Source organism: Thioalkalivibrio sp. ALE16 (genome assembly GCF_000381305.1).
Lineage (GTDB): Bacteria > Pseudomonadota > Gammaproteobacteria > Ectothiorhodospirales > Ectothiorhodospiraceae > Thioalkalivibrio.
The window spans coordinates 128,019-141,521 of sequence record NZ_KB906361.1 but is presented as its reverse complement, the minus strand read 5'-3'; the positions used below and the strand labels follow the sequence as shown (position 1 = coordinate 141,521).

Annotated in this window: 14 protein-coding genes, 22 tRNA genes and 1 pseudogene; 2 read left to right on the top strand and 35 right to left on the bottom strand. The window is 61.4% G+C overall.

Annotated features, from left to right (window positions below; genetic code table 11):
- Positions 1-73 precede the first annotated feature (73 nt).
- Together F627_RS0108655 and F627_RS17005 are read left to right on the top strand one after the other, a co-directional pair.
- Positions 74-1,182 (top strand): IS3 family transposase gene (locus tag F627_RS0108655; protein WP_155987096.1). Its coding sequence is split into 2 segments (ribosomal slippage): positions 74-326 and positions 326-1,182, totalling 1,110 coding nucleotides; the frame shifts between segments, so codons are not numbered across the junction.
- 341 nt (positions 1,183-1,523) lie between these two features.
- On the top strand, positions 1,524-1,673 hold the full coding sequence (locus tag F627_RS17005) for a hypothetical protein (RefSeq protein ID WP_019583852.1): 150 nt from the start codon (positions 1,524-1,526) through the stop codon (positions 1,671-1,673).
- Positions 1,674-1,676: 3 nt separating this feature from the next.
- On the opposite strand, the gene F627_RS17285 is transcribed toward F627_RS17005, so the two are convergent.
- The 35 genes and pseudogenes from F627_RS17285 to F627_RS0108480 all read right to left on the bottom strand — a co-directional run bounded on the left by F627_RS17285 (position 1,677) and on the right by F627_RS0108480 (position 13,452).
- Complete coding sequence (locus F627_RS17285; RefSeq protein ID WP_255349518.1) at positions 1,677-1,808, bottom strand: hypothetical protein; 132 nt, start codon at positions 1,806-1,808, stop codon at positions 1,677-1,679.
- Between the two features lie 9 nt (positions 1,809-1,817).
- Positions 1,818-2,246, bottom strand: a pseudogene (locus F627_RS0108640) (HNH endonuclease); the annotation flags it as partial.
- 142 nt (positions 2,247-2,388) lie between these two features.
- A tRNA-Ser gene (locus F627_RS0108635) sits at positions 2,389-2,479 on the bottom strand.
- A gap of 358 nt (positions 2,480-2,837) precedes the next feature.
- Positions 2,838-2,924 (bottom strand) — tRNA-Leu (locus F627_RS0108630).
- A gap of 83 nt (positions 2,925-3,007) precedes the next feature.
- Positions 3,008-3,096, bottom strand: a tRNA-Ser gene (locus F627_RS0108625).
- A gap of 5 nt (positions 3,097-3,101) precedes the next feature.
- Positions 3,102-3,186 (bottom strand) — tRNA-Leu (locus tag F627_RS0108620).
- 5 nt (positions 3,187-3,191) lie between these two features.
- Positions 3,192-3,279, bottom strand: a tRNA-Ser gene (locus tag F627_RS0108615).
- Positions 3,280-3,284: 5 nt separating this feature from the next.
- Positions 3,285-3,363 (bottom strand) — tRNA-Leu (locus tag F627_RS17000).
- A 10-nt stretch (positions 3,364-3,373) separates the two neighbouring features.
- A tRNA-Ile gene (locus tag F627_RS0108610) sits at positions 3,374-3,449 on the bottom strand.
- 5 nt (positions 3,450-3,454) lie between these two features.
- Positions 3,455-3,528: transfer RNA gene (locus F627_RS0108605), tRNA-Cys, on the bottom strand.
- 7 nt (positions 3,529-3,535) lie between these two features.
- Positions 3,536-3,612 (bottom strand) — tRNA-Arg (locus F627_RS0108600).
- 6 nt (positions 3,613-3,618) lie between these two features.
- Positions 3,619-3,695, bottom strand: a tRNA-Arg gene (locus F627_RS0108595).
- A gap of 51 nt (positions 3,696-3,746) precedes the next feature.
- Positions 3,747-3,822, bottom strand: a tRNA-Trp gene (locus tag F627_RS0108590).
- 9 nt (positions 3,823-3,831) lie between these two features.
- A tRNA-Lys gene (locus F627_RS0108585) sits at positions 3,832-3,907 on the bottom strand.
- 6 nt (positions 3,908-3,913) lie between these two features.
- Positions 3,914-3,989 (bottom strand) — tRNA-Glu (locus F627_RS0108580).
- 5 nt (positions 3,990-3,994) lie between these two features.
- Positions 3,995-4,071, bottom strand: a tRNA-Arg gene (locus F627_RS0108575).
- Positions 4,072-4,304: 233 nt separating this feature from the next.
- Positions 4,305-4,379 (bottom strand) — tRNA-Gln (locus F627_RS0108565).
- Between the two features lie 5 nt (positions 4,380-4,384).
- Positions 4,385-4,461: transfer RNA gene (locus tag F627_RS0108560), tRNA-Thr, on the bottom strand.
- Between the two features lie 14 nt (positions 4,462-4,475).
- Positions 4,476-4,552: transfer RNA gene (locus tag F627_RS0108555), tRNA-Pro, on the bottom strand.
- 4 nt (positions 4,553-4,556) lie between these two features.
- Positions 4,557-4,633: transfer RNA gene (locus tag F627_RS0108550), tRNA-Ile, on the bottom strand.
- A gap of 6 nt (positions 4,634-4,639) precedes the next feature.
- Positions 4,640-4,715, bottom strand: a tRNA-Glu gene (locus tag F627_RS0108545).
- 3 nt (positions 4,716-4,718) lie between these two features.
- The gene (locus F627_RS16995; protein WP_155987121.1) at positions 4,719-5,006 is read right to left on the bottom strand and encodes a hypothetical protein; all 288 of its coding nucleotides are present in this window, start codon (positions 5,004-5,006) and stop codon (positions 4,719-4,721) included.
- Complete coding sequence (locus F627_RS0108540; protein ID WP_019583850.1) at positions 5,003-6,124, bottom strand: RNA-guided endonuclease TnpB family protein; 1,122 nt, start codon at positions 6,122-6,124, stop codon at positions 5,003-5,005. Before F627_RS0108540 ends, F627_RS16995 begins: the two co-directional genes overlap by 4 nt.
- 340 nt (positions 6,125-6,464) lie before the next feature.
- A tRNA-Asn gene (locus F627_RS0108535) sits at positions 6,465-6,540 on the bottom strand.
- 5 nt (positions 6,541-6,545) lie between these two features.
- Positions 6,546-6,621: transfer RNA gene (locus F627_RS0108530), tRNA-Phe, on the bottom strand.
- An 83-nt stretch (positions 6,622-6,704) separates the two neighbouring features.
- Positions 6,705-6,778: transfer RNA gene (locus F627_RS0108525), tRNA-Gly, on the bottom strand.
- 590 nt (positions 6,779-7,368) lie between these two features.
- A complete protein-coding gene (locus tag F627_RS16015) occupies positions 7,369-8,151 on the bottom strand; it encodes an ATP-grasp domain-containing protein (RefSeq protein WP_019583849.1) in 783 nt (260 codons plus the stop codon).
- A 20-nt stretch (positions 8,152-8,171) separates the two neighbouring features.
- Positions 8,172-8,633, bottom strand: coding sequence for a hypothetical protein (locus F627_RS0108515; protein WP_019583848.1), 462 nt, complete (start codon positions 8,631-8,633; stop codon positions 8,172-8,174).
- A gap of 1,043 nt (positions 8,634-9,676) precedes the next feature.
- Positions 9,677-10,210: a PD-(D/E)XK nuclease family protein gene (locus F627_RS0108510; RefSeq protein WP_019583847.1), complete on the bottom strand. Its 534-nt coding sequence runs from the start codon at positions 10,208-10,210 to the stop codon at positions 9,677-9,679.
- On the bottom strand, positions 10,207-10,662 hold the full coding sequence (locus tag F627_RS0108505; protein WP_019583846.1) for a CFI-box-CTERM domain-containing protein: 456 nt from the start codon (positions 10,660-10,662) through the stop codon (positions 10,207-10,209). The genes F627_RS0108510 and F627_RS0108505 overlap by 4 nt, the downstream gene beginning before the upstream one ends.
- Positions 10,659-10,868 carry a hypothetical protein gene (locus F627_RS0108500; RefSeq protein ID WP_019583845.1) on the bottom strand — a complete coding sequence of 70 codons (210 nt, stop codon included), beginning with the start codon at positions 10,866-10,868 and terminating at the stop codon, positions 10,659-10,661. Before F627_RS0108500 ends, F627_RS0108505 begins: the two co-directional genes overlap by 4 nt.
- On the bottom strand, positions 10,865-11,230 hold the full coding sequence (locus F627_RS0108495; protein ID WP_019583844.1) for a hypothetical protein: 366 nt from the start codon (positions 11,228-11,230) through the stop codon (positions 10,865-10,867). Before F627_RS0108495 ends, F627_RS0108500 begins: the two co-directional genes overlap by 4 nt.
- Before the next feature lie 135 nt (positions 11,231-11,365).
- Positions 11,366-11,674 carry a hypothetical protein gene (locus F627_RS16990; RefSeq protein WP_019583843.1) on the bottom strand — a complete coding sequence of 103 codons (309 nt, stop codon included), beginning with the start codon at positions 11,672-11,674 and terminating at the stop codon, positions 11,366-11,368.
- Positions 11,675-11,763: 89 nt separating this feature from the next.
- Positions 11,764-12,261, bottom strand: a complete 498-nt coding sequence (locus F627_RS0108485; protein ID WP_019583842.1) for a hypothetical protein — start codon at positions 12,259-12,261, stop codon at positions 11,764-11,766.
- 111 nt (positions 12,262-12,372) lie between these two features.
- A complete protein-coding gene (locus tag F627_RS0108480) occupies positions 12,373-13,452 on the bottom strand; it encodes a hypothetical protein (RefSeq protein WP_019583841.1) in 1,080 nt (359 codons plus the stop codon).
- Between the last annotated feature and the right edge of the window lie 51 nt (positions 13,453-13,503).

Below are 13,503 nucleotides of genomic sequence, written 5' to 3'. Positions count from 1 at the left end.
TGTCGCCTTCCCGTAAATTCGGTCCATTGAAAACTGGAGGTCTCCGGGCACACTAGAGCCAAAGGAGGCCGAGATGCGCAAGAGTCGGTTTACGGAAAGCCAGATTGTTCAGACGCTGAAGCAGGTCGAAGGCGGCCGGAAGGTGAAGGACGTGTGTCGGGAGATCGGGGTCTCTGAAGCGACCTACTACCAGTGGAAGTCGAAATACGGCGGCATGGAGGCAGCCGACGTCCGACGGTTGAAGGAGCTGGAGGACGAGAACAACCGGCTCAAACGGATGTATGCCGAGCTGGCCCTGGAGAACACGGCCCTGAAGGACGTGATCACAAAAAAGCTCTGAGCCCGGACGAGAAGCGCCGTGTGGTCACTGCGTTGACGCAGGAACACGGGCTGAGTCAGCGCCGGGCCTGTCAGGCGGCAGGGGCTGCGCGGTCGGTGGTGCGGTATCGCAAGCAACCGGACCGGGACGATGCGGTGATCGCGCTTCTGCAGGAGCTGGTGGAGCGCTATCCGGAGCGGGGCTTTGGCAAGCTGTTCAAGCTGATCCGGCGTCGGGGCATGCCCTGGAACCACAAGCGGGTCTGGCGCGTGTACTGCGCCCTGAAGCTGAACCTGCGGCGCAAGGGCAAGCGCCGTTTGCCACCACGGGAGCCACGGCCCCTGGCGTCGACCGAAGCCCCGAACGTGGGATGGTCAGCGGACTTCATGTCGGATGCGCTATGGGACGGACGGCGCTTCCGCACCTTCAACGTCGTGGATGACTTCAACCGGGAAGCGCTGGCCGTGGAGATCGATCTGAACCTGCCCGCACCCCGTGTGATCCGGGTGCTGGAGCGTATTGCCGCCTGGCGGGGCTATCCGCAGCAGCTCCGGCTGGACAATGGCCCCGAGTTCGTCTCGGCCGCGATCGCCGACTGGGCCGAACAGCGCGGCGTGGAACTGAGCTTCATCCAGCCGGGCAAACCGATGCAGAACGGCTTCATCGAACGGTTCAACGGCAGCTACCGCCGTGGGGTCCTGGATCTCTACGTCTTCCGAACGCTGACCGAAGTCCGGGAACACACCGAGCAGTGGCTGCAGGACTACAACGAAACCATCCCTCACGAGTCGCTGGGGGACCTGACGCCGGTCGAATACCGGCAGCTACACCACCCGGAAACCTCTAGTTATGCGTGGACCTAATCCGGGGAAGTGGACACCACAGGATGGCCGAAAGCGCGTGGTCGAAGTAGTCGTTGCCTTTGTACGGAATCAGAGGGCTCGAAAGCCCCCAGCGATTGGGAAGTTCGCCCATTCCCACGGGGCTCAGCACAAGACTGGGAGAGCGCTCGTCGGCTGGCGGGGCACAATCATCTACCTCGATATACCTGTAAAGCGCCTCCTTCTTCCGAAGGATGATGTCTCGTGCGTCCTCCTCGTTGTCCGCATAAACACCGACGTAAACGTGCACCGGTTGCAACCAGGTAACGTACCCCGCGTAGATCGTCTGGCATTGGTGCGCGGGCTGATTAAGGATGGGATTCATGGTCAATCTCCACCGGCTGCGGGCCGGGATCCGCCGCCCGGAAAAGCGCGGGCGGTTCGCTGTGATTCAACAAGGCCAGACTAACGAAAAAGCCCGCCCTGTCGATTTCTCGAAAGGCGGGCTTCCGTTCGCCATCCAGGCCGGTTGAACGTCAGTGCCAGCGGTCATCCCGATCCGGGGTCAGCGACTCCAGATACGCGTTCTGGTCCGCAAGGATTCGCCGATTGGACAGGATCAAGGCCTCGGCCTGGTTCGGCGCATACGGGAGGGCGATCAGAGTCATCCCCGCCTGCTCCGGGGTTCGTCCGCCCTTTCGCCCCGTGTTGCACCGGATGCAGGCGGTTACCACATTGGTCCAGACATCCGGACCGCCCTGGCACCGTGGGATCACATGATCCCGGGTCAGACTCCCCGTTCCAGGACGACCGCCACAGTACAGGCAGGTATGGCGGTCTCGAGCGAACAGCAGCGGATTCGACAAGGCCGGCACCCGACCGTGGGGATGCCTGTGTGCCTCCCGGGTCGCCAGAACCGGCGCCAGCACCAGGCGTGAGCGCGCCCCGCCCCGAAGACCTCCTTGCACGGTGATCGTCGACTTCCCAAGGCTCCACAGTACCCGCTCACTGCAATACAGTTCGGCGGCGCGCTGCCATCCGATCCAGGCAACAGGGAGACCGGAGGCATCCACGCGAAGAATCGGCGGATGGTTGAGGGAAGTCATGATTAAAACTCCTTTCAGGTCATTGGGTAAACATCGAGTTGAGCGGCCACAGGCCGAGTTAAAGGGGTGTGCGGGGTGCTCCGAACGATCGCCGCGGCGCGTGGAACGGGCCCGTACAAGCACTCGGATTCGCAGAGGGATGTGGCGGAGAATCTGGGATTCGAACCCAGGAGACGGGGTTTCCGTCTACTCCCTTAGCAGGGGAGCGCCTTCGACCGCTCGGCCAATTCTCCGTATTCGACAGAAAAGGGATGACAGCGCCAGCCTTGCCGCTTTTGGTTATCGGTACGGGCATCCGCCGGATGGGGCAGAACTCGGTTGGCCCTGGTTTGGATCCCGGTCGTTACCCCAGACCCCAAAACCACTTTCTCCTGATCCCTTAAAGGACGGGAGCTTGCAATCGACTCGCCTGTTGGCGCGAGCCGAACCGACGCCTGGGTTACCCCGACGCCAGACTGTGCCCAGCGTTCGATCTGGGCTTAATTTTCGCCGAGAGGCACAGCACCATAGGCTGTGGGCCCGACTACTTTACGCTGCCATCGGGGATGAAGCCTGGAACGGCCGCATCCCTCATGGCACTGCAATGCAGATTGGTGCGCAGGGCGGGACTCGAACCCGCACAGCCTTTCGGCCACCAGCCCCTCAAGCTGGCGTGTCTACCAATTCCACCACCCGCGCGTAACGGTTTTTCGCTCGCTTTTGAGCGACAAGAGGCTTTGTTGTTCGCAATCGGCGTGCCAGCGAACAACAAAGCCGGAATTTGGCGGAAGTGGAGGGATTCGAACCCCCGGACGGGAGACCCGCCTCCGGTTTTCAAGACCGGCGCCTTTGACCGCTCAGCCACACTTCCGTACCTGGTGCACCCCGCTGGACTCGAACCAGCACGCCTTTCGGCAGCGAAACTTAAACCCGCCGCGTCTACCGATTTCGCCAGGGGTGCGATGCTGGCGGAGAGAGAGGGATTCGAACCCCCGGAAGGTTGCCCGTCGCCTGCTTTCGAAACAGGTGCCTTCGGCCGCTCGGCCATCTCTCCAGAACTGGTGGCCCCAGAGGGAATCGAACCCTCACAACTTTCGGTAGCGAATTTTGAGTCCGCCGCGTCTACCAATTCCGCCACGTTCGCAATGTGGTGCCTCCGCCCCGATTCGAACGGGGGGCCAAGGTCTTATGAGGACCCTGCTCTAACCGCTGAGCTACAGAGGCGTGTCTGGACGCTCGGGCGGGATTTGAACCCGCGTGAACGGCTTTGCAGGCCGCCGCCTTGCCTCTCGGCCACCGAGCGATTTGTTTGGCGCCCCCAGGAGGATTCGAACCTCCAACCTCCGGTGTAGGAGACCAGCGCTCTATCCAGTTGAGCTACAGGGGCTTGATATGGCGCCCACGGCAGGACTTGAACCCGCAACATTCGGTTCCGAAGACCGGCGCTCTATCCAGTTGAGCTACATGGGCAGCGATGGCACCCCGATAAGTGTCGTACTCAATGGGGCGTGATCTGCTGTATGGCACTCCGGGAGGGACTCGAACCCCCAACCTGCGGTTTTGGAGACCGCTGCTCTTCCAGTTGAGCTACCGAAGCATGGTTTTCTGGTGGGGCCTCGGGGGCTCGAACCCCGGACCACGCGGTTAAAAGCCGCATGCTCTACCAACTGAGCTAAAGCCCCGAAATGTGGTGTCCCTACGGGGACTCGAACCCCGGTTTTCGCCGTGAGAGGGCGACGTCCTGGACCGCTAGACGATAGGGACAGATGTGGCGCGCATAGGAGGGCTCGAACCCCCAACCTACGGCTTAGAAGGCCGTTGCTCTATCCGGTTGAGCTACATGCGCTGAACAGTTTGAAGATCGGAGTCGTTTTCGATCCGGCCGCGGGTATGCAGCGGGATGGAAAACGCCTCCGGGTTCTTCTTCAGTTTCGCTTTGACTCGATTCCGAACGAAGCGCGTCTTGGGTTGATGGGCGTGCGATTTCGCCAAGATGGGCGAACGCGCCACAGGATTTCTCCGTTTACTCGGCTTCATCATTACCTCCAGATAAAAGGCGCGGGGCGCCTGTGTCGAAAATGGCTGGGCCGGCAGGATTCGAACCTGCGAATGCCGGGATCAAAACCCGGTGCCTTACCGCTTGGCGACGGCCCAATAGATGGTGCCCGTGGAGAGACTCGAACTCCCAACCGTGGACTTACAAAATCCCCGCTCTGCCAGTTAGAGCTACACGGGCGGTCAATCAGTGTGTGGTCGGAGTGGAGGGATTTGAACCCCCGACATCCTGCTCCCAAAGCAGGCGCGCTACCAGGCTGCGCTACACTCCGTGTGTGGTTGCCCAAGCTGGATTTGAACCAGCGACCCCACCCTTATCAGGGGTGTGCTCTGACCAACTGAGCTATCGGGCACTGAATTGGTGCTCCTGCGGGGGTTTGAACCCCGGTGTCCGCCTTGAAAGGGCGGCATCCTGGACCGCTAGACGACAGGAGCGATTCAGAGATCCGGATCAGCAGATCGCTTGCCGATCTGGCGCTCTGCTTTATGGGTGCGGCGCTTCGAGAAACGGCCGGTGCCCTGTCCGTGACGGTTGAACGGGCGCCGGGACCAGAACTCAAACCCCCACGGCCGGTCTTTGCGGAACGTTCTCGACATCACTACCTCCATCGATGGTGTTTGGTAGCGGGTGCTGGATTCGAACCAGCGGCATTCGGGATTTGACTGCTCTCCGCCCTGAAGGACGAAGATTCCCAATTCATCGAGGACGGCCCGCGGCGCGATCACGTCGCGGGTCTTACGTCCTCTCCAAGGGCGAGCACCGCCAGCCCGGCGGCTTTGATGTTGAGCGCGGCGTTTTCGTCGCGATCGTGTTCAGTGCTGCACGCCTGGCACACCCAGTTCCGAACGGACAGCGGGATCCGTCCGGCCACATGGCCACAGGCCGAACACCGCTGGGTCGAGGGAAACCACCGGTCGATGGCGACCAGGGTTCGCCCGGCCCACTCGGCCTTGTAGGCCAGTTGCCGGACGAATTCGCCCCAGCCGACGTCGCTGATGGCTTTGGCCAGATGCGGGTTGCGCAGCAGGTTCTTCACCTTGAGGGATTCGACGCAGATCACTTGGTTCTCGTGGACGATCTGGCGGGACACCTTGTGCAGGTAGTCCATGCGGCAATCGGAGATTTTGGCGTGGATACGCGCCACCTTCTTCCGGGCCTTGGCACGGTTGCTGGAGCCGAGTTGCTTGCGGCTCAACCGGCGCTGGTCGCGGGCCAGTTTGGCGGCGTATTTCGCCAGATGGCGGGGATTGCCGATTCGATGCCCGTCGCTGGTGACGAACAGGTCCTTCAGTCCGAGGTCGATACCCACCGTTTTCGGTGTCGTGGGCAGGGCCTCGGGGTCGAACTCGCACAGGCAGCTCACGAAGTAGCGCCCGGCAGTATCCATGGAAATGTTGATGCTGGTGGGTTCCGAGGGGAGATCCCGGCTCCAGCGGATGTTCAGGGGTTCCCGGCACTTCGCCAGGAACAGCCTTCCGTCGCGGTACTGGAACGCGGAGCGGGTGAACTCGGCCGACTGCCGCCCGCGCTTCTTTTTGAAGCTCGGGTACCGGGCGCGTCCCGCGAAGAAGTTCCGGAACGCGCTCTGCTGGTGGCGAAGACACTGCTGAAGCGACACCGAACTGACCTCGTTGAGGAACGCGGTGTCCTCCGTTTTCTTCATGGCGGTCAGGTAGGCGCTGGCCTCGGTGTAGCCGATCTTCTCCTGGCGCTCGAAGAACGCATCCGTGCGATAACGCAGCACGGTGTTGTAGACAAAGCGCACGCATCCGAACGTCCGCGCCAGGAGAACTTCCTGCTCCGGGGTCGGGTAGAAGCGGTATTTGTACGCCCGTTTCGCCATGGGTCACAGTTTATGGCGACTTCTGTAAAACGCAACCCAAGGAGAACGCGCTTCCTCCTCGGCCTGAACGCCGAGGTCTCCGCGCGAAATCAAGGATGAATAACGCGGGCCGGTCGCTACTCCGGCTTGCCTGCATTGCGGGAGAGTGCGCAGGGGCCGAACAGGATCGGCTTGCCCTCCTAAATGCCAGCAGGTCGTCCACGTGTGGCGTGTCTGCGTTTCTCCACGCCGCCGCGCCATCCGGGGTGAGCCCTACGGTGCTTCCACCCTTCGCCCCAGTTGCACATTCCGGGATTCAGGCCGTGGCATAGGACTCACCCCGCATCCCGCGAGCGAAGGATGGCTGGCGCGGCAGGTCTCGAACCTGCGACCACTCGATTAACAGTCGAGCGCTCTACCGACTGAGCTACACGCCAAAACCTGGTGCACCCGGCATGAGTCGAACATGCGACACGCGAATTTTCAATCCGCTGCTCTACCAACTGAGCTACGGGTGCGAATGGGTGAAGAAGGATTAAACCTACGCGACACCCCTTTCATATCGACCGCATCCTCTGAAGGAGTGCCACCGATTGGAATTTGGAGCGGGTGATGGGAATCGAACCCACATCATCAGCTTGGAAGGCTGAGGTTCTACCATTGAACTACACCCGCAGTACGGCCCTCTCCGGCGAGAGACGACACGGCACCACCCGTGCCGGAGACAGTATCGACCCATGCCACAAGGGGAGGGCATGAAGGCTTGGCCGTCTCGGCCTTGCGGGAACCCAAAGCCCCCGCATTCTGCAAATCCGAGTTGTTAAAGAGCGGGCAACGGGCATTAAAAAACCCCGGTGCCTGGAGGCGCCCGGGGTTCCTGATAGCTCAGGGCATCCGGGAGGCCTCGCGAGCCTCCCGACAAGGAGAGGCTAGTTCAGCGCAATCGTTTTCCCCGCGAAGGGAAGCGACTGACAGTTGTTCGGTATGCCGCAACCGAAGCGCAATGAACTCACATCACGCAGCCCTTCGGCGCAGCCGGCAAACCATTCACGTTGTTCGATGACTCTTTCCATCATTTTCCAACACAGGGACGAACCTGCGTTTATCCTGGCGCCAAAAAGGTGCCGGGTGATCAGTTACCGAGGATCATACATAGCGAGCATCCATCCATCAAGAAAAATTCGAACACTGGATCCATCGCGGTTTGTCGGGCCTCAATGACTCATCAAGTTTGGAGTGTACAGAGAAGTCGAACCCTGTCGAATTTAATTGCCGCTTCGGTGACCAATAATTTCCTGCTGGCGGGCCACCAATAGGTCCAGATAGGCCTCACGCTCCAGCTTGGGGTAATAGCCAATCGCCCAGCCGTCCGTGGCTTCCACCAACAGGGTGGCGCCGCGACCGTCCACAGCAAAGTCGAGGGCACACCCGGCCGGCATGGGATCGCGCGGGCAATACGACCAGGCGGCAATCGCCGCCTGCACAACCTCCATATCCAGGTCGTCCGGTGGCGATTCATCATTCGGGTCGTAGCGGGCAACCCCCACGATACCGCCCTGCTTCAGGTAGACCCGATACTCGGCGTGCGGATCGAAGCCTTGAGAGATCCAGATCGGCGTTGTGTCGGGCCACCCCGCCCCCGGCCACTCGTCCGCCCGCTGCGCCGGGTTAAGAAATCCGGCCTCGAACGCCTTGCACGCACGCGGCTTGACGAACACCTCAAAGGGCCAGCGACGGGCCTCGCCCAACGTGCTTTCCCAGATCTCGCGACCCAGGAATGGCACCAGAGAAGCGGGATAGTCCATGTCCAACGGCCCTGCAATGCCCTGCTGGTTCCAGTGCGTCCGCAGGACTTCGACTGTCCCTACCACAATCGCGTCGGGCTCCAGGGATTCCGTGCCGCTCAGAACCGCCTCGCCCTGGAACGGCCGAACATCGAGATCCCGGTTAAGCGTACCCATGAGGAATACCGCCTTGGACTCCGGCGACAAGCCGCCGCCGTCCGGAGAGGATTGGACGCGGATGGGTGGTGGGTAGGTCAGCGCCATGGCGATCCCTCGCTAACTCGTTATTCCGAAATGGGTGCAGGCTCAACGATTGCACCGCCGAGCCCATAAATGTCGTCCAGGGACGCCTTGCACCAGCGACCCCCGCTCCCGACCCAGACGATATGGGCCGCCCGGATATCGGGCTCGTACATGAAACCGGCTTGCGCCTGGTGCACGGTCACCACCCGAGCCTTCCGCGCGGGCTCACTATGTCCGCCGATACAGCGGACATACGCACCCTTCGGTACCCGCACCCGAGCCCCTTGACCGATACCCGAAAGGTCAATACCGCCTACCACCAATGAGCCGAGAAAATACCCATGACCGGGGAGTTCACCGCTCGGAATGAGCCGCAGGACCCGCTCAATCTCCAGATGGGCGTTCACGGGCACCGCTGGCGACTGCAAACACCCTTCTAGGGTCGGCCGATCCAGAACGCCGACCGGAACGGCAATCTGGTACTTGTTCAGATGGTTCTTCATCCGCACGAAACCTCGTTGATCTGGGAATCTCTGCCCCAGGGCCGAGCGCTTCACCGCCCTCCTGACCAGACCCGCCCCGAAACGATGCCCCGTCGGTCGAGTGCGTGCAAAGCCAGAGTACCGAACGCAGATTTTCCGTCGAGTTTTGAAAAAGCCGAACGCCGAACTTCAGAAATCCGGAAGCAGGCGGCACCTGGAACATCGAAAATCAAAAAAAACGCCGTGTAACATTCGGCACCCCAAAGTTTTCCGCAAGGGGACGGACGATTGGGCGCGCTTGATGGATACCAAAACACACGGGACACGACCGAAAAGTGTACCCGGATGGCACATGATCTGTTCCACGGAGGCCAGACGAGAGGACCCATAAGCGATCCCGAAAGGTCTCGGAGCAGAAGGCCATCCAGCCGGAAAGATGATCGGACGCGCGCAGCAAAAGCCTATAAAACAACAGGTTGGAGTGGACAAGGAATACAGGGTGTCCGCCAATCAGTATCCGAAAGATCGATGGAGGAGCCCTCCGTCAGGAGGCAAGCGTGAAACACGACCATGGAATTTGTGACCCGGGAACAGGGGGCACCCTCCGATGGTTCAAAGATGTACCGAATGGTCGATTCCCGATTTCCGAAAAAATACCAATTTCCGAATTTCGCTCGCCCAAATGTCGGGGAAGCCCCAAGGGAGCCCATGCACCCCAGGGTCGCGGACCAACAAAAGTGGAATCGAGGGGGTTCCGGAAAGCGTAGGCACTGGCGTTCCAAATGGAATATGTACCGAATGGTGTAGCACTCGGACGCCCCGCCCGCCGGGCCCATAGGGGCGACGCAAAGGGGCTTAGAAGGAAAAGGCGAAGCCTTCGATCGAGGGTGTGACATGGCCGACAGGCACCGGCACAGGTGGGGGGGGTGATCAAGCCGAACGCTAACAAAAAGAATGTTAGCGTTCGGAAAACTGTTAGGAATGGGACGCCGCCCGGAAGGGAGACCCGCTGAGACAACTTCAGCCATCGTTGTTGGGACGCATATCGACCTCCTTGTTCTCGCTTAAACCGCCCGCTTGTCACAGGAATTTCGAAGATAGCAGGAGCGGCATTTGGCCGCTTTCGGCCGGAAACGCACCGGTTCCCCGTTGCGAACCGCCACCACCTGCTCGTACAGCGGGCGCACGGTCTCGAACAGATCGGCATCGCTGGCGGGGATCCGCTTCGTCACCCGCCGCTTGCCGTTGACCCAGCGCACTTTGCTGACCGGGTAACCGGCGCCTCGCGCCGCCAGGGCCCCGAAGCGGGCCTGGGCCCAGTCGCTTTCGTACGGGCCCTTCTCGCGCCCCTTGTTCTCGACCACGATGACGTCCTCACCCTCGCGGATGATGTGATCCGGCTTGGCACCGACGCCCCATGCCTTATTGGCCAGGAACGGCGCGTTGTCGCTGTCCTGGTAGAGCAACTCCTCGCCGCCGATGACCGGAAGTTTCTGTGGCTTCCGCAGCAGTCGCAGGACCGCCCGGAGAAGCCAGAGCAGAACCCCGGCACCAATCGCCGCGGCGATGATCGACGGGATATCCCAGCCCCCGATCATGCGTCACCGCCCGGTTGCTTTTGAACACGGGAGACGATGCGATCCACGACCGCCCGGATCGGCCGGTCCAGAATCGGGACGCGACGGGCAAGCGACACGAGGGGCGGCGACAGGGTGTAGTAGATGCGGACCAGGGCTCGGCCGTATCGAGACGACATCAGCGCCCGATCCCGCCAGGCACGTAGCGCATCCGTGCGCGGATCGTCGACGCCATACAAGTGGGTGGCGACAAAACACCAGCGACTTTGATCGCGCGCATGCGCCGCCGCGACGCGCTCATTGACGGCATCGTGCTTGCGCGTGCCCCGGGCCGCGTCAGTTTTTGCGTGCGCCGCCAGCCGCGCGCCGGAGCGCTTGAGGCGATACGACTCGGGGCAGAAGGCCACCGAATGGATCTCGCTGGCGGTGACGATGCGACCGTCGCGGGGGCGTTCGATCTGGGGGTTGCTCACGAGGAATTCCCTTCCTTTTCGGCTCCATCTTCACCGAACGATTTAAGATTCGGCAACCACAGCCAATCATCATCAATCAGGACGTTCTTGCCGCGAAAGTCCTGAAGGATGCCCGAACCCACACGGTAGGTTCCACGATAGGGATCGATTGCATAGCGCCAGGACACCCGCTTGCCGATGAGGGCTCGCAGCTCAGAAACCTTCATGAAACCCGATCCTCGATCGTATCGTAGTTGACCAATACCGTATCGAAGACGAAACAGCCAGCGGAATCGTAGGCTTCTGCATCGATAAATGACACGCCCTGCTGAGCGAGAAAAGGCTGGAGGCTTTCGATCTCGGGTCCGGAGAGGTTCACCAGATCCCCAACGTTGAGATCCTCACAAGAAGACTCCCAAAGAGCCCATCCTTCGGGCGTACCCGCCACCCAGGCCGTGATACCGGAAATCATGCGACGAAGAATGTCGTCATTCCCCAGTATTTCGTCCGATACGGAAAGATGAAGGACACCTAAAGTGGTGGTTGAGAAGCCCTCCTGGCGGGCAAAATTCAGCGTGCGATTGTGCATGTGTTGACTCTCCACCGGCTTCGGGCCGGGCATCCGCCGCCCGAAAAGACGCGGGCGGATCGTCGTGTTGCAGAATTTAGACTACCGAAAAGACCCGGCCTGTCGAGTTCTTGGTTGGGGCGCGGGACTCTTCCTTCAAGCCGCCTTATACCCCGCCTCCAGTAGCCCCGCCGCCATCTCCTCGGTGATCTCCTGAAGCCGCTCCTCGGTCCAGTTATCGCCCAGCGAATCGAAAATGGCGGCCAGGGTCGCCCCGTCGCAGATCGCATACATCACGCCCTGCGGATCGTCCTGGATGGAGTGGCTTTCGCCCTTCCCCATCGCCTTGATCAGCTCGACCAAATCGCGGTCATCGGGGGTGGTGGAAATGGTGTCGGGTTCACTCGAAACCGAGAGCGTACGGCCATCGGCATCGAACGTAATCGTGTGCACCTTGGTGTCCATGGTGGATTTCTCACTTCGGTTTAGACAGGGCCAGAGTACCGAAGCCCCGGCCCTGTCGAGTTTGGCTGTCGATCGAATTGCCGGCGGTATCAGGCTGATGCCTCCGGATCCTGCTCGTACAGCCATTCATCCGCCTTCTCTTCGAGATCTTCAGCCACCTGCGTCGTCTCGAGCAACTCTTCGGTGGGCAGATCCTCGAGGTATCCCCGGACCAACTCACGAGCAAAGCTGTCGTCGTCTTCAAGCAACATCTGGCGCAGAGAGTCCACTTCGTCTTCGAGGCGCTCTTCAAGCGCCATGGCACGGATGTCCTGTCCTACCGTCACCATGACCTCGGCGACCTGGCGCGGCTCAGTCACCGGCTGAGCCGCACCCGAGGCATGGGGCGCGATAGCGGCGGGGTCGTTGGAGCAGGGCTCCCGGACGGACGCCTCCACCGCCTCGGCATGCTCGGGGCGCTGCACGATGGCGTCCGCCTCATCCGCGCTGGCCGCGAAGACATAGACCGTGCCTTCGAAGAAGTCTGCCTTGCGCATCGGCACGGCATACAGGGTATCGGTTTCGTTGGAACGCTGGTTGATCAGCATAGGTATTTCCTCACCGGCTTCGGGCCGGTATCCGCCGCCCGAAAAGACGCGGGCGGTCGAGTATTGATCACAAAGGGGTGACATCGGATCATCCGGCATCACGCCTGACCGTCAAAATGGAACGCTGCGCGTCTCCATATCCGCCACCCGGAACTCGGCCGCACGGCGCTCCGATTCCTGCTTTTCCCACTCCCGCAGACGACGATTCACTTCCTTGAGGTCGACCCATCCGGCCTGGATATGGATGCACCCCCGCCAGAAATCGCCATTGGTTTCCACCCACTTCAGCCCCATCGCCGTGTCGGCAATATCCTCGAACTCGTCCGGATGCAGCGTTGAATCGGGAAGCGGAAGATCACACAGAACGCCCCAGAAGACCGCATCTTCGGCGCGTCCGATCCGTTCGGCCCGGTGCGCCATGAAGCGGCGGCAGTGCTCATTCTGGAGCGCCGCGGCATACTGAACCGGGTCGCGGAAGTCCGTCACATAGAGCGCGTACTCTGAGAGAAGACCGCCGGGTACCGGCCTCCCATCGGCCTCGAGCCCATTGTCGGGGCCCCGGAAGGTCGACAACACGCACTCCAGAAGGGAGGGGTGGCAGGTTTGGAGAGCGGCTGGGCGCAGCCCCTCCGCTATCGCCTGCCCGGAAATCCGGTCGTCCAGCGCACCGATCTCGCTCTCGCTAAGGTGCGCACGGGCCCGATCCACCACCCGCAGAGGGATCTCGGCCGTCAGTTCGAAAAGCCGTCCCCAGTAGTAGGCGCCCCTGAAGTCGTTGCGCCCGAGGTAGTCATGCGCCAGCTCGCCCCGCGCCCGCCCTTCACCCCGTACGGCTGCCTCGACCTCATCAAAGCCGCCGGTTTCCGCCGGAATGAATCCGTCGTGCGGGGACTCCATGCGGTCAATCCGATCCTGTCGCGCCTGGAGGACCGAAGGCCCGGAGTACATGGACTCCAGAACCCTGTCCAGCTTTTCGATATGCCCACGGATGGAGCGATAGGCCTGAATGAGACCCGGAGAGGGCGTCTTGTCCTCCACATCAAAGTCACGGGGAGAGGTATCGCCGCCACCCCGCCAGCGGGCATCGAGGACATCCATCGCCTCGGCCAGCAGGCTCGCTTTCACGTCCCCGACGTGATTGGAAAGCTCGACGGTATAGGTGTCGAGAGCCGCTTGTTCAAGATCCTTCATGGCCTGTTCTCCACCAGCTCCGGGCCGGGCATCCGCCGCCCGAAAAGACGC

Coding starts and splice junctions, on each gene's coding strand:
- F627_RS17005 (WP_019583852.1), top strand. CDS start 1,524: ATGGTCAATCTCCACCGGCTGCGGGCCGGGATCCGCCGCCCGGAAAAG.
- F627_RS17285 (WP_255349518.1), bottom strand. CDS start 1,808: ATGACTCTGATCGCCCTCCCGTATGCGCCGAACCAGGCCGAGGCCTTG.
- F627_RS0108540 (WP_019583850.1), bottom strand. CDS start 6,124: ATGGCGAAACGGGCGTACAAATACCGCTTCTACCCGACCCCGGAGCAG.
- F627_RS16015 (WP_019583849.1), bottom strand. CDS start 8,151: ATGGCGCTGACCTACCCACCACCCATCCGCGTCCAATCCTCTCCGGAC.
- F627_RS0108515 (WP_019583848.1), bottom strand. CDS start 8,633: ATGAAGAACCATCTGAACAAGTACCAGATTGCCGTTCCGGTCGGCGTT.
- F627_RS0108510 (WP_019583847.1), bottom strand. CDS start 10,210: ATGATCGGGGGCTGGGATATCCCGTCGATCATCGCCGCGGCGATTGGT.
- F627_RS0108500 (WP_019583845.1), bottom strand. CDS start 10,868: ATGAAGGTTTCTGAGCTGCGAGCCCTCATCGGCAAGCGGGTGTCCTGG.
- F627_RS0108495 (WP_019583844.1), bottom strand. CDS start 11,230: ATGCACAATCGCACGCTGAATTTTGCCCGCCAGGAGGGCTTCTCAACC.
- F627_RS16990 (WP_019583843.1), bottom strand. CDS start 11,674: ATGGACACCAAGGTGCACACGATTACGTTCGATGCCGATGGCCGTACG.
- F627_RS0108485 (WP_019583842.1), bottom strand. CDS start 12,261: ATGCTGATCAACCAGCGTTCCAACGAAACCGATACCCTGTATGCCGTG.
- F627_RS0108480 (WP_019583841.1), bottom strand. CDS start 13,452: ATGAAGGATCTTGAACAAGCGGCTCTCGACACCTATACCGTCGAGCTT.